The organism is Flavobacterium sp. LB2P53 (assembly GCF_003970305.1).
GTDB lineage: Bacteria > Bacteroidota > Bacteroidia > Flavobacteriales > Flavobacteriaceae > Flavobacterium.
On sequence record NZ_RYDG01000003.1, the window covers coordinates 218,683 to 244,049 of the forward strand.

General features: G+C 34.3%; 18 protein-coding genes. 9 read left to right on the forward strand and 9 right to left on the reverse strand.

What is annotated here, in order from left to right; translation table 11 throughout:
• The first annotated feature begins 61 nt into the window (after positions 1-61).
• From porQ to EKL95_RS05730, 5 genes are all read left to right on the forward strand, one after another.
• Positions 62-1,084, forward strand: a complete 1,023-nt coding sequence (gene porQ / locus EKL95_RS05710) for a type IX secretion system protein PorQ (RefSeq protein ID WP_126563737.1) — start codon at positions 62-64, stop codon at positions 1,082-1,084.
• Positions 1,085-1,118: 34 nt separating this feature from the next.
• Positions 1,119-1,814: a (d)CMP kinase gene (gene cmk / locus EKL95_RS05715; protein WP_126459577.1), complete on the forward strand. Its 696-nt coding sequence runs from the start codon at positions 1,119-1,121 to the stop codon at positions 1,812-1,814.
• A gap of 75 nt (positions 1,815-1,889) precedes the next feature.
• Positions 1,890-3,266, forward strand: a complete 1,377-nt coding sequence (locus EKL95_RS05720) for a nucleoside permease (protein WP_126459580.1) — start codon at positions 1,890-1,892, stop codon at positions 3,264-3,266.
• 385 nt (positions 3,267-3,651) lie between these two features.
• Positions 3,652-5,433 carry a 30S ribosomal protein S1 gene (gene rpsA, locus EKL95_RS05725; RefSeq protein ID WP_126561562.1) on the forward strand — a complete coding sequence of 594 codons (1,782 nt, stop codon included), beginning with the start codon at positions 3,652-3,654 and terminating at the stop codon, positions 5,431-5,433.
• A 340-nt stretch (positions 5,434-5,773) separates the two neighbouring features.
• Positions 5,774-6,328 carry a fasciclin domain-containing protein gene (locus EKL95_RS05730; RefSeq protein ID WP_126459586.1) on the forward strand — a complete coding sequence of 185 codons (555 nt, stop codon included), beginning with the start codon at positions 5,774-5,776 and terminating at the stop codon, positions 6,326-6,328.
• A 131-nt stretch (positions 6,329-6,459) separates the two neighbouring features.
• On the opposite strand, the gene pheT is transcribed toward EKL95_RS05730, so the two are convergent.
• The 7 genes from pheT to recG all read right to left on the reverse strand — a co-directional run bounded on the left by pheT (position 6,460) and on the right by recG (position 18,890).
• On the reverse strand, positions 6,460-8,880 hold the full coding sequence (gene pheT / locus EKL95_RS05735; protein ID WP_126459589.1) for a phenylalanine--tRNA ligase subunit beta: 2,421 nt from the start codon (positions 8,878-8,880) through the stop codon (positions 6,460-6,462).
• Positions 8,881-9,222: 342 nt separating this feature from the next.
• Positions 9,223-9,720, reverse strand: coding sequence for an AraC family transcriptional regulator (locus EKL95_RS05740; protein WP_233589383.1), 498 nt, complete (start codon positions 9,718-9,720; stop codon positions 9,223-9,225).
• 75 nt (positions 9,721-9,795) lie between these two features.
• Entirely contained in the window at positions 9,796-10,659 is an 864-nt protein-coding gene (locus tag EKL95_RS05745) for a bestrophin family protein (protein ID WP_126563738.1), read from the reverse strand.
• Positions 10,660-10,811: 152 nt separating this feature from the next.
• Entirely contained in the window at positions 10,812-12,125 is a 1,314-nt protein-coding gene (locus tag EKL95_RS05750; protein ID WP_126563783.1) for a TolC family protein, read from the reverse strand.
• Positions 12,126-12,177: 52 nt separating this feature from the next.
• Entirely contained in the window at positions 12,178-15,273 is a 3,096-nt protein-coding gene (locus EKL95_RS05755) for an efflux RND transporter permease subunit (protein WP_126563739.1), read from the reverse strand.
• 60 nt (positions 15,274-15,333) lie between these two features.
• Entirely contained in the window at positions 15,334-16,404 is a 1,071-nt protein-coding gene (locus tag EKL95_RS05760) for an efflux RND transporter periplasmic adaptor subunit (RefSeq protein WP_126563740.1), read from the reverse strand.
• Between the two features lie 377 nt (positions 16,405-16,781).
• On the reverse strand, positions 16,782-18,890 hold the full coding sequence (gene recG / locus EKL95_RS05765) for an ATP-dependent DNA helicase RecG (protein WP_126451461.1): 2,109 nt from the start codon (positions 18,888-18,890) through the stop codon (positions 16,782-16,784).
• 139 nt (positions 18,891-19,029) lie between these two features.
• On the opposite strand from recG, the gene EKL95_RS05770 reads away from it, so the two are divergent.
• On the forward strand, positions 19,030-19,575 hold the full coding sequence (locus EKL95_RS05770; protein ID WP_126563741.1) for a DUF1697 domain-containing protein: 546 nt from the start codon (positions 19,030-19,032) through the stop codon (positions 19,573-19,575).
• A 409-nt stretch (positions 19,576-19,984) separates the two neighbouring features.
• Here EKL95_RS05770 and EKL95_RS05775 read toward each other — a convergent pair whose 3' ends face one another.
• Positions 19,985-20,722, reverse strand: a complete 738-nt coding sequence (locus EKL95_RS05775) for a diphthine--ammonia ligase (RefSeq protein ID WP_126561567.1) — start codon at positions 20,720-20,722, stop codon at positions 19,985-19,987.
• A gap of 100 nt (positions 20,723-20,822) precedes the next feature.
• Here EKL95_RS05775 and EKL95_RS05780 point away from each other — a divergent pair, with 100 nt between their 5' ends.
• Both EKL95_RS05780 and EKL95_RS05785 read left to right on the forward strand, forming a co-directional pair.
• Entirely contained in the window at positions 20,823-22,883 is a 2,061-nt protein-coding gene (locus tag EKL95_RS05780; protein ID WP_126563742.1) for a M1 family metallopeptidase, read from the forward strand.
• 50 nt (positions 22,884-22,933) lie between these two features.
• Positions 22,934-23,833, forward strand: a complete 900-nt coding sequence (locus EKL95_RS05785; protein WP_126459609.1) for a patatin family protein — start codon at positions 22,934-22,936, stop codon at positions 23,831-23,833.
• 3 nt (positions 23,834-23,836) lie between these two features.
• Here the strand turns inward: EKL95_RS05785 and EKL95_RS05790 are convergent, their stop codons facing one another.
• Positions 23,837-24,358, reverse strand: coding sequence for a hypothetical protein (locus EKL95_RS05790; RefSeq protein WP_126514826.1), 522 nt, complete (start codon positions 24,356-24,358; stop codon positions 23,837-23,839).
• A 129-nt stretch (positions 24,359-24,487) separates the two neighbouring features.
• Here EKL95_RS05790 and EKL95_RS05795 point away from each other — a divergent pair, with 129 nt between their 5' ends.
• Positions 24,488-25,255, forward strand: a complete 768-nt coding sequence (locus EKL95_RS05795) for a sulfite exporter TauE/SafE family protein (protein WP_126553519.1) — start codon at positions 24,488-24,490, stop codon at positions 25,253-25,255.
• Positions 25,256-25,367 lie beyond the last annotated feature (112 nt).

Here is a 25,367-nt window from a genome sequence, read left to right on the forward strand (position 1 = left end):
ATTGTATTTATAATTTTATCTTCGCAGTTGCGTTTTACTTATACAAACTCCAATTTAAAGCATGCTAAAAAAACTATATCTGTACTCTTTTATTTTTGTTTGTGCTGTGTCTTACAGTCAAATAGGAGGGAAGTACACCTATCAGTTTTTAAATTTAGTGACCTCACCAAGACAGGCAGCTTTAGGCGGGAAAGTGATTACAATTTATGATGAGGATGTCAATCAGGTCCATTTTAATCCGGCTACTATAAATGCAGAAATGGACAATCATCTGGCTTTGAATTACGGGAGCTACTTTAATGAAGTGACTTATGGAACTGCTTCGTACGCGTATACATACGATCGTCATTTACAGACCTTTCAGGCGGGTATAAATTATGTAAATTATGGTAATTTTGAAGGATTTGATGAAAATGGCCAGCCTACGGCAGCATTTACTGGAAGTGAAATAGCGCTTTCTTTCGGGTATGCCTATAATATTCCCTATACGAATATTCATATTGGTGCGAGCGCTAAATTGATTTCTTCAAATTTAGACATTTATAATTCTTTTGGTGGTGCGTTAGATATAGGCGCTCTTTTTATTGATGAAAAAAATGATGTCAATTGGGCTTTGGCCATTCGAAATATAGGCACACAGTTTTCAACGTATAATGGTACAAATGAAAAACTGCCACTAGAAATAATCGCAGGAGTGTCACAGGAATTAGAAAATGTCCCTATTCGCTGGCATCTTACTTTAGAGAATTTACAGCAATGGAATATTGCTTTTTCAAATCCAGCTAGAGCTACATCTTCATTTAATGGAGAATCAACCGAAGAGAAGGTGTCATTTGTAAATAATGCTTTGCGTCATGTAATTATGGGAGTAGAGCTTTTTCCTAAAAGAGCCCTTAATTTGCGATTGGGATATAATTTTAGACGAGCCGAAGAATTACGTATTGTCGAGAAACGTAATTTTTCAGGAATTTCATTGGGTTTTGGACTTAAATTAAATAAACTTAAATTTAATTATTCATATTCAAGATATACCTTAGCAGGAAATACAAGCCTTTTTGGATTGACAATTAATTTTCAAGAATGATTTTGATATAACATTGAACTTTAAATTTTACATTTTGAACAAAAAAATCACCATTGCGATTGACGGTTTTTCATCAACCGGAAAAAGTACTTTAGCCAAACAACTCGCAAATCATTTTGGATATGTATTTGTAGATACCGGAGCAATGTATCGTGCCGTTACTTTTTTTGCGATGCAAAAAGGATATGTTAACGCCACTTTTTTTGATAAACAAGCATTGATTAATAGTTTGTCAAATATTAAGTTGCAGTTTAAATTCAATACTGATTTGGGTTTTGCCGAAATGTATTTGAATGATGTGAATGTCGAAACTGAAATCAGAACGATTGAAGTGTCTAGTTTTGTCAGTAAAGTAGCCGAAGTTTCTGAGGTTCGCAGTAAATTAGTCGAACAGCAAAAAGAAATGGGAAAAGACAAAGCAATTGTTATGGACGGCAGAGATATAGGTACCGTTGTTTTTCCGGATGCCGAGCTTAAAATATTCATGACCGCCAGTGCAAGCACAAGAGCAAAAAGACGCTATGACGAGTTAGTTCAAAAGGGCGATAGTATCACGTATGAAAAAGTTCTCAAAAATGTAGAAGAGCGGGATTATATTGATACTCACCGGGAAGATTCTCCCTTGATAATGGCCGATGATGCTATAGAAATTGACAATTCACATTTAAATCGTAAAGAGCAATTTGAGCTTGTTTTAGAATTAGTAAATGAAATTACTAAAACGATATAATTAGTTGCAGATTTAATTTTTAATAGTAGATTTACGCCTTGTAAATTTTTTAAAATAAAAAAAACAATTCATCGCATGGGAATTAAAAATAGATTGGTAATAATGAGTTTTCTTCAGTTTTTTGTTTGGGGAGCTTGGTTGATTACCATTGCAAATTATTGGTTTGGCACCAAGAATTGGGAAGGAACTCAATTTGGATTGGTTTTTGGAACTATGGGAATTGCTTCTTTATTTATGCCGACACTAACCGGAATTATTGCTGATCGATGGGTAAATGCTGAGAAATTATATGGAATTCTTCATATTTTGTATGCTGCAGTATTATTTTTTATCCCACAAGTTACTACTCCGGAAACCTTTATTTATAGTATGCTTTTAGCAATGTGTTTTTATATGCCAACGATTGCTTTGAGTAACTCAATTTCTTACACGGCTCTAAAATTAAACAATAAAGATGTAATCAAAAATTTCCCTCCAATACGGGTTTGGGGAACAATCGGTTTTATTGTTGCTATGTGGATCACTAATTTGACCGGAAATAAAGCAACGGAATATCAATTTTATATTGCAGGTTTAGCAGCGGTACTTTTGGGAATTTACTCTTTTACGTTACCCAAATGTAAACCGCAGCGCTTGTCTAAAGAGAATGCTTCTGTGATGGAAACACTAGGATTAGAATCCTTTAAGTTATTCGCAGATTATAAAATGGCTTTGTTCTTTGTTTTCTCCATGTTTTTAGGAGGCGCTTTACAATTAACAAATGCGTACGGAGATGTTTTCTTGGATGAATTCAAACATTTTCCAAAATATGCTGATTCTTTCGTAGTGGAATATTCAACTATTATCATGTCGATTTCTCAAATATCGGAGACTTTATTTATTCTTGCGATTCCTTTTTTTCTAAGACGTTTTGGTATCAAACAAGTGATGTTGATCAGTATGCTGGCTTGGGTATTGCGTTTTGGATTATTTGCTTACGGCAATCCTACAGACGGGTTGTGGATGATTATTATGTCCTGTGTGGTATACGGAATGGCATTTGATTTCTTTAATATATCAGGATCATTATTTGTTGAAACCACCACAGATCCAAAAAATCGTTCTTCGGCACAAGGATTGTTTATGATGATGACCAATGGTTTTGGAGCGGTTTTAGGAAGTTTTACTTCGGGATGGGCTATTGATAAATACTTTACAAAATCATTTAATAATACTACAGATTTGGCTGGTTTTCTGGAAACAGAAACGACAAATTCAAAGATGTTAGAATTTGTGACTGCTCAAGGGAATACAATTACGGCTGATGGATTGTTTAGTAAAGCCATTTTTATGAAAGACTGGCATACCATTTGGTTGGCTTTTGCTATGTATGCACTGATAATTGCCTTGGCTTTTGCCGTTTTATTCAAGCACAAACACAATCCTGTAGATTTTGAAAATGTAAGTCATTAGAAAGGAAAGAAAAATAAAAAAAACCGATAACTAAAAATAGCTATCGGTTTTTTTATGCTGGTAATCAAATATTTACATAACTAGCCCCGAGTGAAGCGGCATCCTTTTATACAGTATCCAGCCTTCAAAAGGCTGGATACTGTATAAAAGATATAGCGGAAAGCGGGAGTAATCGTCATAAAAACCCCAAAACGTACTGCTCCTAAAAACCAAGACATTATCGCATTTAAATTATTTTGCAAATTAAGATAAATGTGTTACTTTTGCAGTCCTTTTGGTGAATAAGAGTTTCCTTTAGGTATTACTTAATTATACAAACAACTTCTGTTGTTTTCTAGCACATTAAGAAACTCGAGAGAATACAGAATACAAATTTTCAATCAGCATGTCTGAACAAGTAAAATCACAAGAAGAGTTTTTAGCAAATTTTAACTGGCACAACTTTGAAGAAGGTATTGATGCAGTGGATCAAAAAAACTTATTAGAATTTGAAGAACTAGTTTCAAAAACATTTATCGCTACGGATCAAGAAGAAGTAGTAGATGGAACAGTTGTTAGAATTACAGATAGAGACGTTATTGTTGATATCAACGCAAAATCGGAAGGTGTTATTTCATTGAACGAATTCCGTTACAACCCAAGCTTAAAAGTAGGTGATACTGTTGAAGTATTAATTGACATCCGTGAGGATAAAACAGGTCAATTAGTATTGTCTCACAGAAAAGCACGTACTATCAAATCATGGGATAGAGTTATTTCGGCTAACGAAACAGGAGAAATCGTTAATGGTTTTGTAAAATGCAGAACTAAAGGTGGTATGATCGTTGACGTTTTCGGAATTGAAGCGTTTTTACCAGGATCTCAAATTGATGTTAAACCAATTAGAGACTACGATGTATATGTAAACAAAATGATGGAATTCAAAGTGGTAAAAATCAACCACGAATTCAAAAATGTTGTTGTTTCTCATAAAGCGCTTATTGAAGCGGATATCGAAATCCAGAAAAAAGAAATCATCGGTCAATTGCAAAAAGGACAAGTATTAGAAGGTGTTGTTAAAAACATTACTTCTTATGGTGTCTTTATTGACTTAGGTGGAGTTGATGGATTGATTCACATTACTGACCTTTCTTGGTCAAGAATCAACCACCCATCTGAAGTATTGGAATTAGACCAAAAATTAAATGTTGTAATCCTTGATTTCGATGACGAAAAAACAAGAATTCAATTAGGATTGAAACAATTAAACGCTCACCCTTGGGATGCTCTGGATGCTAAATTAGCAATTGGAGACAAAGTAAAAGGTAAAGTAGTTGTAATCGCTGATTACGGTGCATTTATTGAAGTGGCTGAAGGTGTTGAAGGTTTAATCCACGTTTCTGAAATGTCTTGGTCTACTCATTTACGTTCTGCTCAAGATTTCGTAAAAGTAGGAGATATTGTTGAAGCAGTTATCTTAACATTAGACAGAGATGACCGTAAAATGTCATTAGGTATCAAACAATTGTCTCAAGATCCTTGGACTGATATCACTTCTAAATATCCTGTAGGTTCTAAACATTCAGGTATCGTTAGAAACTTTACAAACTTTGGTATTTTCGTAGAACTAGAAGAAGGAATTGATGGATTGATTTACATCTCAGACCTATCTTGGACAAAGAAAATCAAACACCCATCTGAATTTGTAAATGTTGGTGAAAAACTTGATGTAGTAGTATTAGAATTAGATGTTGATGGACGTAAATTATCTTTAGGTCACAAACAAACTACTGCTAATCCTTGGGATCAATATGAAGATTCATTTGCAGTTGGAACAATCCATAACGGTGAAATCTCTGAAATTGTTGACAAAGGAGCTACTGTAGAATTTGGTGATGATATCGTTGCTTTCATTCCTACACGTCACCTTGAAAAAGAAGACGGAAAGAAATTGAAAAAAGGCGAAACAGCTGATTTCAAAGTTATCGAATTCAACAAAGAATTCAAAAGAGTAGTTGCCTCTCACACTGCTATCTTCCGTGAAGAAGAAGAGAAAAATGTGAAAGCAGCTACTGAAAACACATCATCTTCAGCATCTACAAACAATGCTTCGGCATCAACTTTAGGTGATAGTAATGATGTATTAGCAGCATTAAAAGCTAAAATGGAAAAGTCAGAGAAAAAATAATTTCTTGATTTTTTGAAAATAGAAAGCTCCACAGTAATGTGGGGCTTTTTTTTGCTTCCTTTTTAAGGAGCATAACATATAAGTTCACCATCCACAATCGTCCCGCTGTTCGCAGTATCTTTTTATTGTGCAGTACTAATTTTTAAAAAATAACTTTGGGTAGCACCATAAAAAGGATACTTGCTGCCATCTGGGCTATTTTACTTCGTTTCATTTTCATAACACTATTAAAAAAATATAATTATTTGAAAATCAATATTTTGAAAAATATTTTTATTTTTTTAAAACCAAAAGTAATAATAGTGCGTAAATGCTTTTATATAACTTTAAAAAAAAAAATATGAAAACTAGAAAATTTTTATCAATTGCATTAATGACATTAGTATTTGGAGCTACATCTTTCGCTCAAAAAAGTGTAATGGTTGGAGGAGCTGCGATGTATCCAACTAAAAATATTGTTGAAAATGCGGTAAACTCTAAAGACCATACTACTTTAGTTGCAGCTGTAACAGCAGCTGGTTTAGTTGAAACATTACAAAGTACAGGACCATTCACCGTTTTTGCCCCAACAAATGCTGCGTTTGATAATTTACCAGCAGGAACTGTAACTACATTGTTAAAACCAGAAAACTTAAAGATGTTACAAACAATACTTACGTACCATGTTGTAGCTGGAAAAATGAATGCTTCAGATATTGCTAAAGCAATTAAAATGGGAAAAGGAAAAGCAACCTTAAAAACAGTTAGTGGCGGAAACTTAACTGCTTGGATGAAAGGTAAAGATTTATATATCTCGGATGAAAATGGAGGAAAATCTAAAGTAACAATTGCTGATGTGAACCAATCTAATGGTGTGATTCACGTTATTGATGCAGTTGTATTACCTAAACAATAATTTTTGATTAGAGGTTGATATTTTGTTAGTCTTAAGAGCCCTCGCAATTTGCAGGGCTTTTTTGTTATAAAAAAACCCCGATACTAAGTTTTTTAGCATCGGGATTATATTTTACTTAGATAAAATTGAACTTATCTCAAAGTGGCTCCGAGTTCAGTTATAAAATTATTTTGCAACTTGCTCATAATTTTGTCAATTTGCGCATCCGTCAGTGTTTTAGAACAGTCTTGGATAGCGAAACTTAAAGCGTATGATTTTTTCCCTTCAGGAAGATTTTGACCTTGATATACATCAAATAAATTAATGTCTTTTAAAAGTGTTTTTTCTGTCTGACGTGCAATGTTATAAATACTTTCATAAGTTATGTTTTGATCTATAAGCAAAGCCAAATCCCTGCGCACTTCCGGATATTTTGGAATCTCGGTATATTTTATCTTCGCAGAAATTAATTTTAAAATTAGAGCCCAATTAAAATCTGCAAAAAATACTTCTTGTTTGATTCCAAAATGCTTCAATATTGATTTTTTTACCACCCCAAATTCTACCAAAGTATCTTTGTGACATCCAATTGCAATTCCTTCAGAAAAAATATCAGATGTAACAGGTAAATTTTGTGTTTTTTGAATCCCTAATCTTGAAAGGATCCCATGGACATAGCCTTTGAACAAAAAGAAATCAGAGGGTTTTTGAGCGTTAGTCCAATTTTCTTGATTTCTGTTTCCGGAAAGAAATAAAGTCAAATGTTTTTTCTCTTCATAACCAGCAAGATAGTTGTGGTATGATTTTCCAAATTCAAATAATTTTAAATCGGAATTTTTACGATTAATATTATAGGAAACAGCCTCTAATCCGGAGAATAACAGGGATTGTCGCATTGTTGATAAATCAGCACTTAACGGATTCAGCATTGTTACGTTATGTTCTTCTTTAAGTATTTCACTCAGCGCTACATAAGAAGCGGTCGTCAGCGAATTAGCCATCATCTCATTAAATCCTTGAGAATTTAATTGTGTGGCAATCAGATTTTGTATCTTATAGTCTTCGTTTCTGGGAGAATTAGAAACAGTAGCATTCAATTTTTTTGAAAATTTAATGTTATTGTAACCGTAAACCCTTAATATTTCTTCAATTACATCAATTTCTCTTTGTACATCAACCCGGTAAGCCGGAATGGTTAAACCTAAACCTGCGTCAGAAACACTATTGATTTTAATTTCTAATGACGCTAAGATTTGTTTGATCGTATCTTTTGGTAATTCCTGACCAATTATTTTAGCGACTTTACTAAAATTTAAAAACACTGAAAAGTCTTCCAATTTTTTTGGGTACATATCCACAACATCAGATGTTATTTCGCCTCCTGCTACTTCTTGTATTAATAGAGCTGCTCTTTTTAGGGCGTATGCGGTAATGGTTGGGTCAATTCCTCTTTCAAATCGAAAGGAAGCATCCGTATTCAATTGATGTCTTTTCGCTGTTTTACGAATACTTACGGGATTAAAATAAGCACTTTCCAGAAAAATAGAATTGGTATGTTCACCTACTCCTGATTTTTTTCCGCCAAAAACACCGGCAATACATAAAGGTCCTTTTTCATCACAAATCATTAAATCTTCTTCGTGTAAGGTTCTTTCTACATCATCAAGAGTAATGAATTTAGTTCCGGTAGGAAGTGTTTGTACGAGTATCTTTCCATTAATTTTTGCAGCATCAAAGGCATGAAGTGGTTGACCCAGCTCATGTAAAACATAATTGGTTACATCTACAATATTATTTTTAGGATTGATTCCAATAGCTTTCAATCGGTTTTGCAACCAAGCTGGTGATGGTTTTACCTCTATACCAGAAATGGTTACACCACAATATCTAGGAGCCAGTTTAGACTCTTTGACATCAATATCAATTTTTAAGGTTCTTTTATCTACTCTAAAATTACTTACCGAAGGGGTGATCAGTTCTACATTGACACCGCTTTGCAGCATTCCTGCTCTCAAATCCCGAGCAGTTCCCAAATGGCTCATGGCATCAGCACGATTGGGTGTCAATCCAATTTCGAAAACTTCGTCATTTTCAATTTTAAAAACGGTGGATGCAGGAGTTCCTGCTGCTAAAGCATCGTCCAGTATCATAATTCCGTCATGGCTATCGCCTAGTCCTAGTTCATCTTCTGCACAAATCATTCCGTGACTTTCCTGTCCGCGAATTTTTCCTTTTTTTATTATAAAAGCAATTCCCGAGGCGTCATATAATGTGGTTCCAATAGTAGCAACCGGCACTTTTTGTCCTGCAGCAACATTAGTGGCACCACATACAATCTGTACAGGAACGCCATTTCCTAAATCGACTGTGGTAATTTTTAATCGGTCAGCATCCGGATGTTGGATGCACGTAAGCACGTGTCCTACAACAATGCCTTCTAATCCGCCTTTTACGGATTGGTATTTATCAACAATTTCTACTTCTAACCCTAAATCAGTTAGTAATGCTGCAGTTTCTTCGGATTTCCAGTCTATTTTAATAAATTGTTTTAACCAGTTGTAAGATATTTTCATCTTTTAATTTTAATGAGACTGCAAATATAAGGATTGCAGTTTGGAGTAAGAAACAATTTTTTTGGTTTTTTACAACTCATTTATATGGATTGACTACGTACCAAAAATACAGATAAAGGAATCTTAAATATAATTATATGTGAATTAAACAATAAAATTAGGTTAAAAAAACACATATTTAAATTTAATGCTATTACTTGAATGAATTGTGCTATTCTAAAGAGAAATAGGTAACTATTTTTGATAAAATATAAACAGATAACAATATGGATAACGTAGCACAAAGACCAGAATTTAAGGCAAAATATGATAATTATATTGGGGGAAAGTTTGTTGCACCAATTAAATACTCATGCATTCTTTGATTAATTTATTAATGGTAGCTGCCAGTTCTACATTGTTGTAGAAAAAATAATTTTGGTCGTTTAATTGCCAAAATTGGTCGTTTCCGTCTTTAGGATACCGTTCGTTCAAAAACTGTAAGGTATCTATAATCTTAGTTTGCTCTATGGCCAAAGCCAAACACTGTGTTGGATTTTTTCTTGTAGCCTCCGGGAAATCAATTTTCATTTCTACATTTGAGGGAATCACTACTGTTTCTCCTGGTAAGTACACAAAGCTCGGATCATCAAAAAGATGCATCACTTTTTTACCTCTGAGCATGCTAGTCACTACAAAATCATTAAATTTTAGAGGGACTAATGCCGATGATTCATAAGTTTCAAAAAGATTTAGTTCGCAATGGTTCAAAGAGTAAACCGTTCGGTTCTCCACTAATGTTTTTAACGATTTCTCGTTTGATAAATGTGGTGGGTTGATGAAGGTACGATTACTATTCATAAATTTAAACTTTAAAAAAGGAAAAGTCTAAATTTAAAGTAAATAACTTAAATTTTAGTGCTATTTATGGAATATTTAAATTAATTCTTCGACGTGTTTTTTTATGTTTTCCGCCATTTTTTTAGTGGGCAGATCATTGGCATCCATGCCAAAAGGGTCTTCAATTTCTTCGGCAATCAGCTCTAAACTTGCTAAAACATAAAAGATAAATACCACAACCGGAATTACATAATATCCCAAACTGAACACGTATCCAAAAGGCAAAGTCAGTACATAAATAAAAATAAATTTTTTGATAAAAGCACTGTATGAATAGGGGATAGGAGTGTTTTTTATACGTTCACAAGCACCACAAATATCAGTAAACGAATGAACTTCAGTATTTAAAATCAAGAGTTGGTCGCCTGTTATTTTTTTAGAAACATACAAATCATTGATTTTTTGAAACATCATTTTTGCGACCTGATTAGGCTTGTGTTTCTGATGATCAATGTCTAAATCCAAATCGTCAAAAAGTTGCAGGCTGGTGTCACGGTCGTTTAAATGTTTGTGTAAAATTGAGGCATACCCGGGAATTATTTTGCGAAAGAAATTACGATCTTTTTCGTCCTGCAACATTGCAGACAATTTAATAGATAAATTACGACTGTTATTTACCAATGATCCCCATAATTTTCTTCCTTCCCACCAGCGATCATAAGCTGTATTGGTTCGGTAGGCTAATAATAATGAAATTACAAAACCCAACATTCCGTGCATTATTGAAATGTTTTTTACGGGACTGTTATCCGGCAAATGCCAATATTCAATTTCCAAATACCCTATTATACCGGAATAAACACCAATAAGTAGCATCATTGGTATCAATTTCCGAAAAGTATCGGCTTTGCTTAAATGGAAAATAAAACTAATCCAATCTTTAGGGTTATACGAAGTCATTCAGATTTTTTATTTGCAAAAATAAACTAAAATGAACTTTCTGGTTCTAAATAAGGAATCAAAATTTTTACTGTAAACTACCATTCGTTTTGCCCTTAAAATTTGAAAATTGAGCCATGGAAAAAAGAACAAAATTGTGAATTATTGTCAAATTAAAAAATAAGATTTCCCGCCAATTCTCGAAGTGCAATTTCAGATAATTTGCCTTGAAATTGGGCGTTACTATAGCGAACCTTTGCATTAACATAATTCAATTGTGCGGTTCTGAATTCTAGAGTGGTAATGGTTCCAATGCGAAATTTATCTAAAGTTATAGTCAAATTCTGTTGGGCTATTGCTTGATTTTTTTCTTCTAATGTTATCAATTCTAAATTGGTCAAATAGGTTTGATAGGAGGTTGCCAATTGAGCATTTAGGATCAAATTTTGTTGCTGAATTGATGTTTTGGAATTTTCAATTTGAATTTTCGCTATTTTTTCATTTCTATTTTGAGAAAAGCCATCAAACAGGTTTAATGTTGCTGTAAAGCCATAATTAAAACCTCTGGATTGCGATTGTGTGACGAAACCAAGACTGGATTGACTTTCTGAAAAGTTATAGGCCGTATTAACTCTGATTGTAGGATAACGTCCTGCTTTGATTTGCTTCAATTGCAATTCAGCTACTCTTTTATTGATGATCTGAGCTTCTAATTGTGGATTTTGCTTTTCGGCCAGCACAGTAAGTTCCGGAAGAAATAACAGTCGGTCTACTGCAAGTACATCGATTACTTTAAAATTAATTTTAAGATCTCTGGCCATAATTTGATTCAGCAGGATTTTGCTGTTAGCATAGAGTTCTTTTTGTCTTAAAAGTGCGACTTGGTCAGTATTTAAATCTACCTGAGCATTCAAAACCTCTAATTTAGATGCTTTTCCGATTGTAAATCGGTTTTGTGCCAAAATTAATCGCTGATTTGAAATAACAATTGTCGTATCCAAAGCGGCCAATTGTTGTTGTTGCTGCACTAAATCATAATAAGCAGCATTTACGTCACTAATTTTAGTAATTAAGGTCAGCTTTAATTGGGCTTCCCCAAGTTTTTGTAACTCTTTGAGCTGGTTCATTCGGGCAAACATTCGGAATCCGTCAAAAATGGTCCAGTTCAGACCTACACCATAACTCAAACTGTTATTTTTAGCATTGTCTAATTTCGTTTCTGCTCCGTCTTGCCTGGTTTGGGAACTATTTTGAACGCTGTTATTGTCCACTACAGAAGCTGTTACGGTGGGTAGCATTCCTGCATTTCCAACCGCTACGTTTGTTTTTTCTATTTTTAAATTATTGGCTGCAATTTTTATTTCGTAATTGTTTTCCAAAGCTATCTTTATGGCGCTTTCCAATGTTAGCACTTCTTGTGCTTGGGTATTTAAAATACAAAAGAAAATTAAAATTAAACTGCGAAAGAGTATTTTAGTGTTTGTCATAATTGTTTTTTTTATCACAGATAAATCCTTGTCATTTGTAGCTCCGTTCAAATTATTGAACTTCTTTTTCATATTCTTCAATATGATCAAATTCAGGATAATGTTTTCGAGCTTTAGACCACATTAAGTACATGGCAGGGATTACAAATAAAGTTAGAATTAAAGAGAAAATTGTTCCGCCAACAATGACAACTCCCATTCCAATTCTACTGGTAGATGCTTCTCCTAAAGATAAGGCAATAGGCAAAGCTCCCAATGAAATAGCTAAACTAGTCATTAAAATAGGACGAAGTCTGGATTCAGAAGCTTCTAAAATAGCCTCCAGTTTTGGTTTTCCTTCTTCTCTCAGTTTATTGGCAAACTCAACTATCAAAATCCCATTCTTCGTGACTAATCCAATAAGCATTACCGTTCCAATTTGGCTGAAAATATTCCACGTCTGATCAAACAACCAAAGGGAGAATAAAGCACCTGCAACAGCCATTGGAACTGTCAAAATAATAATTAAAGGATCGATAAAACTCTCAAATTGTGCTGCCAGAATCAAAAATATTAACAGTAAAGCCAATCCAAAAGCAAAAGAGGTATTAGAACTACTCTCTACATAATCCCTGGATTCGCCCCCTAAATCAGTGGTAAAAGTGTCGTCAAGTACTTTCGCTTTAATTTCATTCATGGCATCAATTCCATCACTGATACTTTTTCCCGGTGCTAATCCGGCAGTTACAGTGGCTGACATGTATCGGTTATTGTGGTACAATTGTGGCGGATTGCTCTGTTCTTGAATACTAACAACATTATCCATTTGGATTAATTCTCCACTACTATTTTTTACATACATAGAAGTTAGATCCAAAGGTTTGGATCGATCTTCTTGTTCAAATTGTCCAATGACCTGATATTGTTTTCCATTGCGCATAAAATAACCAAAACGCTGTCCGCTCAAAGATAGTTGTAAGGTTTGTGCAATATCCATAACAGATATACCTAAACTTTTCGCTTTTTCCCGATCAATAGTAACATTGATTTCGGGTTTGTTAAATTTTAGGTTTACATCGGTAACCGAAAACGTAGGGTTTTTGGCAGCCTCATCCATAAATTCAGGAATCTTTTTTTCTAATTGTTTAAAATTAGGTGCCTGAATAATGTATTCAATCGGTAGACCTCCACGTCTGTTTACTGCAATAGTAGGTTCTTCAATAACTGAAGTCTTAATTTCGGGATATTTTTTTGTTAATCGGTTTAATTTTTCTGCAATTTCCTTTTGAGATTTTTCTCGTTCCCCTGTTTCTGAGAGTGCCAGTCGAATCATTCCACTATTTACAGAGGAGGAACCCCATCCCGGTGATGTAATTACCAAAGCAACCTCTTTTTCCGGAATAGAATCATCTACTAATTGTGATAATTCTTGCATAAAGCGGTCCGTGTATTCGTAGGACGAACCCTCAGGAGTTGTCATTCTCATGACAAGAGCACTACGGTCATCGTAAGGAGCAGTTTCTTTTTGCAATAAATTAAAAAATACATATATTAATCCAAAACAAGCTATAAGAATGGGAAAACTGATCCATTTTCGTTTCATAAAAGTACTTAACGCACTGGCATAACCACTATTCAATCTTTGGTAAAATGGTTCCGAATAAATATAGAATTTTGATTTTTTTTGTTCCCCGCCTTTCATCAAATAGGCATTTAACATAGGTGTTAATGTTAATGAGACAAAAGCCGAAATTAATACTGCGGCTCCTATGACGACGCCAAACTCCCGAAATAGCCGCCCAACAAATCCTTCCAGAAAAATTACCGGTAAAAATACGGCTGCTAAAGTAATTGAAATCGAGATTACAGCAAAAAAGATCTCATTAGAGCCTTTTATAGCTGCCTCAATTGGAGACATCCCTTCTTCGACCTTCTTAAAAATATTTTCCGTGACAACAATTCCATCATCAACGACCAGCCCTGTAGCAAGAACAATAGCTAATAAAGTCAGTACATTTATCGAGAAACCAAAAAGATACATGATGAAGAACGTTGCAATTAGCGAAACCGGTATGTCAATTAAGGGTCTAATGGCAATAGCCCAATCTCTAAAGAATAAATAAATGATCAGAATTACCAGAATGATAGAAATTAATAAGGTTTCAGCCACTTCAATAACGGATTTTTTTACAAAAATAGTGCTGTCAATAACAATGTTTAATTTAATATCTTTGGGTAAATCCTTTTTTAATTTATCATATTCTTTGTAGAATTCTTTAGAAATATCTAAATAATTTGCACCAGGAAGCGGAACTATAGCTACACCTACTAACGGTAAACCGGATTGCGTCATTTTTGTTTCCAGATTTTCAGGTCCTAAAACCGCTGTACCTATATCACTAAAAAGAACCGTTTTTGCTCCTTCGGAACGAATGATAATATTATTGAACTCTTCGGCTGTAGATAAATTTCCAACTGTTTTTACTGTTAATTCCGTATTATTGCCCGTTATTTTTCCAGAAGGGAGTTCTACATTTTGTTGATTTAAGGCATCTCTAACTTCGGCTACGGAACATCCGTAAGCGGCTAATTTGACAGGATCAATCCATAAACGCATGGCAAATCTCTGTTGTCCCCAAATTTGAACTCCACTGACTCCTGGGATTGTTTCTAATCTTTGGGCAATAACATTTTCAGCATAATCACTTAATTCTAGGGAATTTCTGGAATCACTTTGAACTGTCATCGAAATAATAGCACGACTATCGGCATCTGCTTTAGAGACAACAGGAGGGGAATCAATGTCTTCTGGCAAATTTCGTACTGCCTGAGATACTTTATCCCGGACATCATTTGCGGCAGCTTCAAGATCCTTACCTAAATTAAATTCAATGGTTATGCTGCTGTTTCCTTGGGTACTCGACGAAGTAATATTTCGAATTCCTTCAATAGAATTGATTGCTTTTTCTATAGGCTCGGTAATTTGTGACTCAATAATATCCGCATTTGCTCCGGCATAATTGGTTCGAATCGAAATTTGCGCAGGATCAATAGAAGGAAATTCCCGGACTCCCAAAAAACTATATCCAATTATTCCAAATAACACAATGGAAAGGTTCATTACTATAGTTAATACAGGTCTTTTGATACTTAAAGTTGATAAACTCATTGTTTTAATTTAGTTTTTAATCCCAATAAACAAAGGGATTTAATTTTAAGGGTATTGACCTTAAATATTATTTTTAGCGACAGTTACTTTTACAGGAACATCATTTTTTAAGGACATAATACCACTGGTCAATAAAGTATCACCCGCCTTAAGTCCTGAAAGTACTAAGATGGAAGCATCCGTTCTGGTGGCGGTTTCGACCATCACTTGCTTTGCTTTTCCTCCACTGGAAATAAAAACTTTTTTACCGTTTTGAACCGGAATGATCGCTTCTGTTGGGACTAAGATCGCATCTTTGATAATATTCAAAGGCATTTCTACATCGGCAAAAAGTCCCGGTAATAAGTTACCGTCTTTGTTTTCTGCTAATGCTCGTACTTGTATGGTTCTGGTAGCTACAGACACTCTTGGCTCAATAGCATAAATCATAGCGCTATATTTTTTATTAGATCCGGCTACTGTAAAGTGTAAAGAGGTGTTTTTCTTAATTTGTGTAGCATATTTTTCAGGAATCGAAAAAGTTATTTTTAGCTTGCTGGTGTTCACAAGATTTGCAATCAACATGGAAGGTGTAATATAAATCCCCGGAGAAATAGAACGCAAACCAATTTTTCCTGAGAAGGGCGCTCGTACAGATGTTTTGGCAATTTGAACTTGAATCAACTGAGTTTGGGCTTCTGCTGATTTTAGATCCGCTCGGGCTAAATCATATTCTTCCTGGCTAATGGCTTCTTTTTGAAGTAATAATTGTGCTCTTCTTGCATTTTCTGAAGCTAATCCTTCTCGAGTAGATGCTTGTCTCAATTGGGCTCTTAACTCTAAATCATTCACTTTAAAAAGTACTTGACCTTTGCTAACGCTACTTCCTTCCTTAAAATAAATTCGTTCAACAATTCCTGAAACTTCACTCCGGATTTCAACCTGTTCATTGGCTTCAATAGAACCAGATAGCGATAAATTATTATCAAACGTTTGTGGCTCTACAATAATTCCACTGACATTCATTGATTTGATGTTTCCTGATTGATCTTTTGAATCGCCACTTTTACTTTTGTTTTCTTTTATTCGGTAACCAATAAATCCAATGATTCCAATTGTTAGCAAGGCATAAACTAGGTATTTAATTTTCATAGTTATTAAGTAAGATTAGGTCTCAGTTTTTTTAGTTAAAGACAAATTTAGGTTTTAGAAATGAATTAATTGAGGTGTTAATTTTTATTTAACGTTTGTACATACAAATGTCTTGTCCGTAAAAAATACGTTTCTGAATTCTAAATATTTTAGAAATATAGCATTAAAAAAAATGTTTTCAGAAACTCATTAGATTGTAGGACTACAAAAAACGGAAATGGTTTAATTGATAATAGAAAAAATAGTATTTAACGAAACTAAATTCAAAAGTACATACGATCAAAAATTACGTTAGCAAGATAAAATATCAACTTCTCGCCGTTTTAGTTTTAATCAAAAACAAAAGTTGAACATTATTCTCAAAATAAGAATTTAGGTTAGCTAATATAATTCCAGATGTTTTTCTTTTTTGTCATTTCTAAGAAAACAACTCTCAAAGCGGTATGCTCCGGTTTTTGCATCCCTGCATCTTCTTTCAGAAGTTTTAAAGCATAATTTCTGGCTAAAGCCAAAGTATCTCTGTCTCGAACTAAATCGGCAATTTGAAGATTCAGTACGCCGCTTTGTTGGGTTCCCATCAAATCACCCGGACCACGAAGCTTCAAGTCGACTTCCGCAATTTCGAAACCATCGTTTGTTTGCACCATCGTTTCCATTCGGGTTTTACTGTCAGAACTCAATTTGTGACTTGTCATCAGGATGCAATAACTTTGCTCCGCACCACGACCCACGCGACCTCGAAGCTGATGGAGTTGCGACAATCCAAAACGTTCCGCACTTTCAATAATCATCACGCTGGCATTAGGAACATTCACGCCAACTTCAATTACAGTTGTCGCAACCATAATATTAGTTTTCCCTTCTGAAAAGCGTTTCATTTCTGCATCCTTTTCCGCTGGTTTCATCTTTCCGTGCAAAATTGAAATCGAATACTGTGGCAATGGGAAATCTCTGGAAACACTTTCGTAACCGTCCATTAAATCCTTGAAATCCATTTTCTCCGATTCCTGGATGAGCGGATACACTATATAGATTTGGCGACCCAAAGCGATTTCGTCCCGAAGGAATTTCCAAACCTTCAAACGGTTGCTGTCAAAACGATGTACGGTCTGAATCGGTTTTCGTCCCGGAGGCAGTTCATCAATTACTGAAATGTCTAAATCGCCATACAAACTCATCGCCAAAGTGCGGGGAATAGGCGTGGCGGTCATTACCAGAACGTGTGGCGGAATCACATTTTTCTTCCATAATTTAGAGCGTTGCTCTACGCCAAAACGATGTTGCTCATCAATTACAGCCAGTCCTAAATTCTTGAATTTTACTTTATCTTCTAGTAAAGCATGCGTTCCGATAAGGATATGTAACGTACCGTTTTCCAGTTCTTCATGGATAATTCGGCGTTGAGCTATTTTGGTAGAACCTGTTAGGATTCGGATATTTATATTTAAAGTTTCGGCCAATTCGGATAAACCGATAAAATGCTGATTGGCGAGGATTTCTGTTGGTGCCATCAAGCAGGCTTGGAAGCCATTATCAAGCGCCAAAAGCATGCTCATAAAAGCCACAATTGTTTTTCCGGAACCTACATCGCCTTGCAGCAATCGGTTCATTTGGGCGTTGCTTCCCATATCGGTTCGGATTTCCTTTATCACTCTTTTTTGAGCATTTGTCAGTTGAAAAGGCAAATGATGCTGATAAAAATCATTGAAGTTTTCGCCTACAGTTGTAAACGGATGTCCTTTTATTTTATGTTTTCGGATGAGATTCTTCGTGATTAATTGCAATTGGATAAAGAACAATTCTTCGAATATTAATCGGAATTTCGCTTTAGCTAAAACATCAGCACTTTTTGGAAAATGAATGTTGAATAAAGCCGCTTTTTTAGGAATCAGCTTCAATTCGTTAATCAAATAATCCGGTAAAGTTTCCGTGAATAACGCTTGTGTTTCCAGAAACAATTGCTGCATCAGTTTATTAATCACCCGGTTTGAAATTCCGCGATTAGTCAAAGTTTCTGTCGAAGGATACACGGGTTGCATCGCTGAACGCAGACTTTGTTCATGCTCTGTCATCAATTCAATTTCGGGATGCGCCATGTTAAACGCATTTCCAAAAGAGGTGCATTTCCCAAAAATAACACACATTTCATTGAGCTTTAAACTCTCCCGAATCCATTTGTGACCTTGAAACCAAACGAGTTCCATTTGTCCTGTATCATCTACAAAAGTCGCTACCAATCGTTTTTGGTTTTTGCCAAATTCTACAGTTTTGATGTTGATGATTTTACCGATAATCTGAACTTCGGCACTATTATTTTGCAGTTCGTTAATCTTGTAATAGCGCGTTCTGTCTATGTATCTATTTGGAAAAAAATTAACCAAATCCACGTACTTATAAATTCCCAATTCCTTACGTAGCAATTCGCCCCGATTGGGACCAACGCCTTTCAAGTATTCGATGGGAGTGAGTAGGAGGTTTTGTTGCATAGTGCGAAGATAGTTTTTTGTTTGGAAATTTGGAAAGTGTAATTGATTCTAAAATGCTTTATTAAAAATGTAAAGTTAAAACTTAACTTAATTGTGAAATTAACACCAAACGCAATACCTTCGTAAAAAAAAGTAATAAATGACAACTCATCTCGCATTACTCCGTGGCATAAATGTTTCCGGTCACAGTATGATAAAAATGGAGGCGCTAAAAACAACTTTGGAAGCCATTGGTTTTCAAAATGTACAAACGTATATTCAATCGGGCAATGTTTTTGTAGATACAGAAGAAGAAAGTTCAGCTGCTGTTGGATTCAAAATAAAGCAGGAAATTTTCAAGGCTTTTGGTCATGAAGTGCCGGTTGTAGTCATTAGCTCTGCAGATTTAGAAGCATGTTTCAAGAACAATCCTTTCTTGAAGGAAAAAGATATTGATACTAAGAAATTATATGTGGCTTTTATTTCGACTACGTTACAAAGTAGCGGTATGAATGATTTGAGAATAAGTCAGTTCAAACCGGATGAAGCCAGTATTGACGGCAGCAGAATTTTTATAAAATATGCTGTTGGCGCCGGAAAAACCCGATTCGACCAAAAATACATCGAGAAGAAGCTAAACGTTATTGCAACAATCCGCAATTGGAATACTGTGACGCAATTACTGAAACTTTACGAGGAAAGATAATAAGACTTTAAAATCTAGTATAACCGCTAATTCGCTAATTTTCAAATGTTATCATCCATTTGAAATTTGCGAATTAGCGGTATTTTTTTAGAGTCAAAACAAGGATGTTTCAGAATCTATTTTTAACTTTAGAAATAAAATATTTATAATTTGACGCAACCTTTTACAAAAAGAATCATCTCAAGAATATCTGTGTAAACGATGTCAAATATTATTTTACGCTTTTAGTTAAAAAAGTAAATTAATAAGTGCTTATTGAACATTTTGATGCGGTTAAATTTAGGATTATGAAGCATTTTTGCGAAAGAGATCTCAGGAGTTAAAAATTTTTGGTACTTTTTTTTTAAAAACCTTAATTATAAAAATGAAGCCTATCCTAAAGTACTGAATTTATTAGCCATTAAATAGATTATTTTTCAACCAGATCACAATACCAAAACCCAAAATCAAATGCATCTGAAGCACTCGTGTCGCAAGCGGTATCCGAGGAATCTTCTTTTTCTGGTTTTTCGTATTTTCGGTATACAACTTCTCCTATTTCGAAATCAATTGGTTTGGAAAAAATAGGTCCATCAAAAGTAAAAGTATGAAATTCGCCGTTTTCGCCACAAACGTCTACATTTTCAGGTAAATCATTGATGAAATCTTGGTCGATAACACGACCAACAAAGCTTTTATTTAAAAATCGTTCGTTTACACAAACTACAATCGTTTTAAAGCCTAAGCCTATAAATTCTTGAATGAGTTCGAGAGTCGGAATTTTCCACAGCGGAAAAATCCCCTCAAAATCTATTTCGGCTAATTTATCTTCGCGATATTTACGTAAATCTTCTAGGAAAATATCTCCGAAAATAGAATGGGTTACACCTTGGTTTTTAAGTTTTGCCAATGTTTCGCGCATTACCTTTTCGTAGACTTCCATCGTGGGCATTTCGGGAATTAGCATAATTTCAAGCGGTAATCCAATACTTTCGGCTTGTTGCTGCAATAATCCAACTCTTACACCGTGCATTGAAATACGCTGATATTGTTGGTTTACACTTGTGAGTAAACAAGCAATTTCAATTTCGGGATTTTGTAATGTTTTGTACAAGGCGAGAGCCGAATCTTTACCGCTGCTCCAGTTAAATAGTGCTATCTTTTTCAATGTATTTTCATGTTTTTTCTGGAGTCAAACTTACAAAATTTGGCGGTTTAGTTTGCGAAACCTTCGTAACTTTGAAAATTACAGTATTAAATGTATCATAATGAAATACCTATTCTTTTTTATTTGCACGTTTACATTTGCCCAACAAACCCAATTTGTTGATTTTAAATCGGTTTTAGGGAAAATTGCCGTAAATCCAATTGAAAAAATAGTTTCAGGTGATGTTGATTATATTTTTGACGTTTTGAAATCCATTGACACGATTAAAATTGATGCACAAAACATAGAATTTTCAGATGTAAAACTGAACGGAAAACCGATTAATTTTCGCAATACTGAGACACAATTACAAATTATATTTCCATTCACAAATGGAAAAAACAACCTGACTTTTCAGTATTTGGCAAAGCCAAAACAAACGATGTATTTCGTGGGTTCAGAAGCAAATGATAATTTACAAATTTGGACGCAAGGACAAGGAAAATATACCAGTCATTGGTTTCCGAGTTTTGATGATGTCAATGAAAAAGTGGTTTTCAATTTGAATATTATATTCAAAAAAGAGTATCAGGTAATTTCAAATGGAACTTTGAGATTTAAATCTGGATTTGATGGACTTTCGGTTTGGCAATACCAAATGCAGAAACCAATGAGTTCGTATTTATTGATGCTTACTATCGGTAAATTTGAAAAAAAAATCGAGAAATCAAATTCTGGAATTCCTTTAGAAATGTATTTGGCACTAAAAGACGTTTCCAAATTTGAACCAACCTATCGCAACTCTAAAAAAATGTTTGATTTCTTAGAAAAGGAAATAGGAGTGAAGTATCCTTGGGAAATTTACAAACAAGCACCTGTTCGAGATTTCTTGTATGCCGGAATGGAAAATACATCAGCAACGCTTTTCAACATGCGTTATGTGGTGGATTCTACAGGTTTTGAAGACAGAAGTTACACGAATGTCAATGCGCATGAATTAGCGCATCAGTGGTTTGGGAATTTAGTCACGGCCGAAAGCAGCAAGCATCATTGGTTACAAGAAGGTTTTGCGACCTATTATGCGTTGCTGGCCGAAAAGGAAATCTATGGAGAAGATTATTTTTATTCCAAATTATATGAGTCGGCATCACAATTAAAATACGCTTCCAGAACGGATAGCATTCCGGTTTTGAATGCCAAAGCCAGTTCATTGACTTTTTATCAAAAAGGAGCTTGGGCACTTTTTGTTTTACACAAAGAAATAGGGGATAAGGCGTTTAAAAAAGCGGTAAAAAGTTATTTGGAAAAAAATGCATTTCAAAATGTGAATACAACAGATTTTTTTGCTGAAATCAAAAAAGTATCAAGTTATGATTTAGATAAATTTAGTGAAGTATGGCTTGAAACTACTGCTTTCAATACACAACAAGCCAATAGTTTATTGCTTAAAAATAAATCAATTCAGGCGTTGTTTGAAGTCGATAAATTAAAAAACAAACCGTTGTCAGAGAAAAAGGATTTTCTTGAAAAAACAATGCAATCTGACGTCTATTTTTTGGTAAAAGAAGTTATTTTAAATCAATTAAAAAATGAAAAATGGGAAGATAAAAAAGAACTTCTGGCATTGGCTTTAACAACTGAAAATCTCCAAGTGCGTCAGGCAGTAGCTAGTACTTTGACTAAAATACCCGAAGATTTCCGTTTGCAATATGAGACTTTACTCGATGATCATTCCTATCAAACCCAAGAAATAGCGTTGTATCATTTATGGAATAATTTCCCCGAATATCGCTCTCTTTATTTGGATAAATCCAAAGACTGGATTGGTTTTAATGATTATAATCTTAAAACCTTGTGGCTTAGCTTAGCCTTGTCAAGTCCAGATTATGCATCAGACAAAACGGATTTAATCACGGAATTGGTGAATTATTCTTCTTCAATTTATGAAGCGACAACACGCCAAAATGCTTTGGAAAATCTTCTTACTTTTGGAATAATAAACGACACGGTTTTGAAAAACTTGATCAATGCATCAACACATCAAATGTGGCAGTTTTCAAAATTTGCGAGAGACAACATTAGAACCTTGCTAAAAAACAAAGAAATGCAGCTTTCATTCGAAAGGATTTTACCAAATTTGATTGAAAAGGAGCAATTTCAATTGAAAAGATTGATTTTTTAATTACTTTAACGAGATAATAATATAAGATTTATTATTTCAATATAAAATAGATGAAAGCATTAGTCATTTCAGGGGGTGGTAGTAAAGGAGCATTTGCAGGCGGGGTAGCAGAATTTCTTTTAGAAAAAGAAGCCGATAAATATGATCTTTTCGTCGGAACTTCAACTGGAAGTTTGCTGATTCCTCATTTGGCTTTAAATAAAATTGAAAAAATAAAAGAAATTTTTACCTCTGTAAATCAGTCCAGTATTTTTAGTAGACGTCCTTTTTTTGTAAAAAATAAAAATGGGGTATTTGTTATTTCGATAAACCATTTTAATGTACTAATCAATCTCATCAGAGGGAGTAAGACTTTTGGAGAAAGTCATAGTTTGAGAAAATTAATTCGAAAATCCATTACTCGTGAAGAGTTTAAAGAATTAAAAGCCGGGAGCAAAGATGTTATCATTACCGTTTCCAATTTGAGCACTAATGAAGTGGAGTACAAGTCAATTAAAGATTTTGAATATTCTGAGTTTTGTGATTGGATCTGGATTTCATGTAATTATCTTCCCTTCATGAGTTTGGTTAATAAAAAAGGAAGTGATTATGGCGATGGTGGATTTACCAATTTAGTACCAATTCGAGAAGCCATAAATCGAGGAGCAACAGAAATTGATGTCATTATCTTGCAAACAGAAACCCAAATTAGTAAAAAAATTATCAGTAGAAACCCTTTCTCTTTATTGGTAAATTTATTTGGGACTGTTCTCGAACAGGTAAAGAAAAAGGACATTGCCATTGGTCTATTGGCAGCAAAGAATAATAATGTAACCATAAATTTTTATTATACTCCAACGCATTTGACTGATAATGCGCTTTTTTTTAACAAAACAGAAATGAAAAAATGGTGGAAACAAGGTTACGAATACGCATTGACTAAAAGTGAAATTATGAGTGATATAAAATAACTCTTACCACAATTGTCCCACTTCGTTTTTAATATAAGCCAATGCTGCAGTGCTTGGAGAAGGTTTCTCTAATAAATCTTCAATGATAATTTCCCGCAAACTATTTGCGTCTTTTACTCTTTCATTAGTTGTTGCCAAACGAATCATTTGAATGGTTGCATTTTTGGCTGTAACAATAATGGACCAACACTCATCCGAAATGTAGATTTGCTGTGCTAAATTGTGTTCATACTCTTGTTCGATTTGTGCAATTACAAAATTGCGATACTCGTTTTTATCTTCTGAAAGAGGGGTAATTCGAACTAAAAGTTTTGAAGGATTGATCCGTTCCATAAACAAAGCCATACGCTCATAAGCCTGCAAGCGCAGAGGCAATAAGTCTTTTTGAGCGTCTTTTTGTAATAACCAGCGTCTTGTATTTTGTTGGTCTTTGAAATAAGCGTTAAATAAATAATAAGCAACACCTCCAGTAATTAGTGAAGGTATTGTGTAGCCCAGAATTTCTATGATTTTTGTAGAATCCATTTTGATGTGAAAATTATTTAGCAAAAATATACTTTTTTGAGTATAAATCAATTTCTATTTAATAGCAATAAATGAAACCGAATGCTATTTTTGTTGTTCGTAACAAGAATATTTTAATTGAATACTATGATGGAGACTTACGTTTTGGCTTTACTTTGTATTGCGGCCTTTGCTGCTGGATTTATTGATGCAATTGTTGGAGGTGGCGGATTAATACAAACGCCTATGGGATTGGTTTTATTACCGAATCTTCCTGTTGCAACCGTAATTGGAACCTTGAAAGTTCCTGCTTTTAGTGGTACTTCCTTTGCAGCATATCAATATCTAAAAAAGGTAGATATGAACTGGAAACTATTGTCGATTATGATGCTTTTGGCCTTTCCATCGGCATTTTTGGGTTCTACTTTATTGACGTATGTGAGCAATGATTTCATGAAACCGTTATTATTGGTGGTTCTTTCTTTTTTAGTTGTTTACACGTACGCCAAGAAAAATTTTGGACAACATATTGAAAAAAATCATTCCTCAAGAACTCAAATTTGTAATGCTATCGGAATCAGTTTTGTAGTTGGTTTATATGATGGATTTATCGGACCGGGAACCGGAAGTTTTTTGGTTGTGGCTTTTATTGCCATTATGGGTTTCGATTTTTTGCACGCTTCCGCAAATGCGAAAATGGTGAATCTGGCGACAAACTTTGGTTCTATATGTTTGTTTATTTTAAAAGGAAAAATTATTTGGGCAATTGCACTACCCATGGCTGCCAGCAATGCGTTAGGCGGATGGATTGGAGCAAAAATAGCCATTAACAAGGGAAATAGTTTTATTCGGATTTTTTTTCTAGTTGTAGTTGTTGGGACTTTAATCCGTTTTGCGTACGATGTATTTTTGAGATAATAAATACAAGAATATCTTATTAAGAAGAGTCGCAAAATGAATTAGCCAATTGTTGTTTTTTGGTACTGAAAACCTCATTCAAAATCGCTATTTTTGCATAATAAAACTTAAA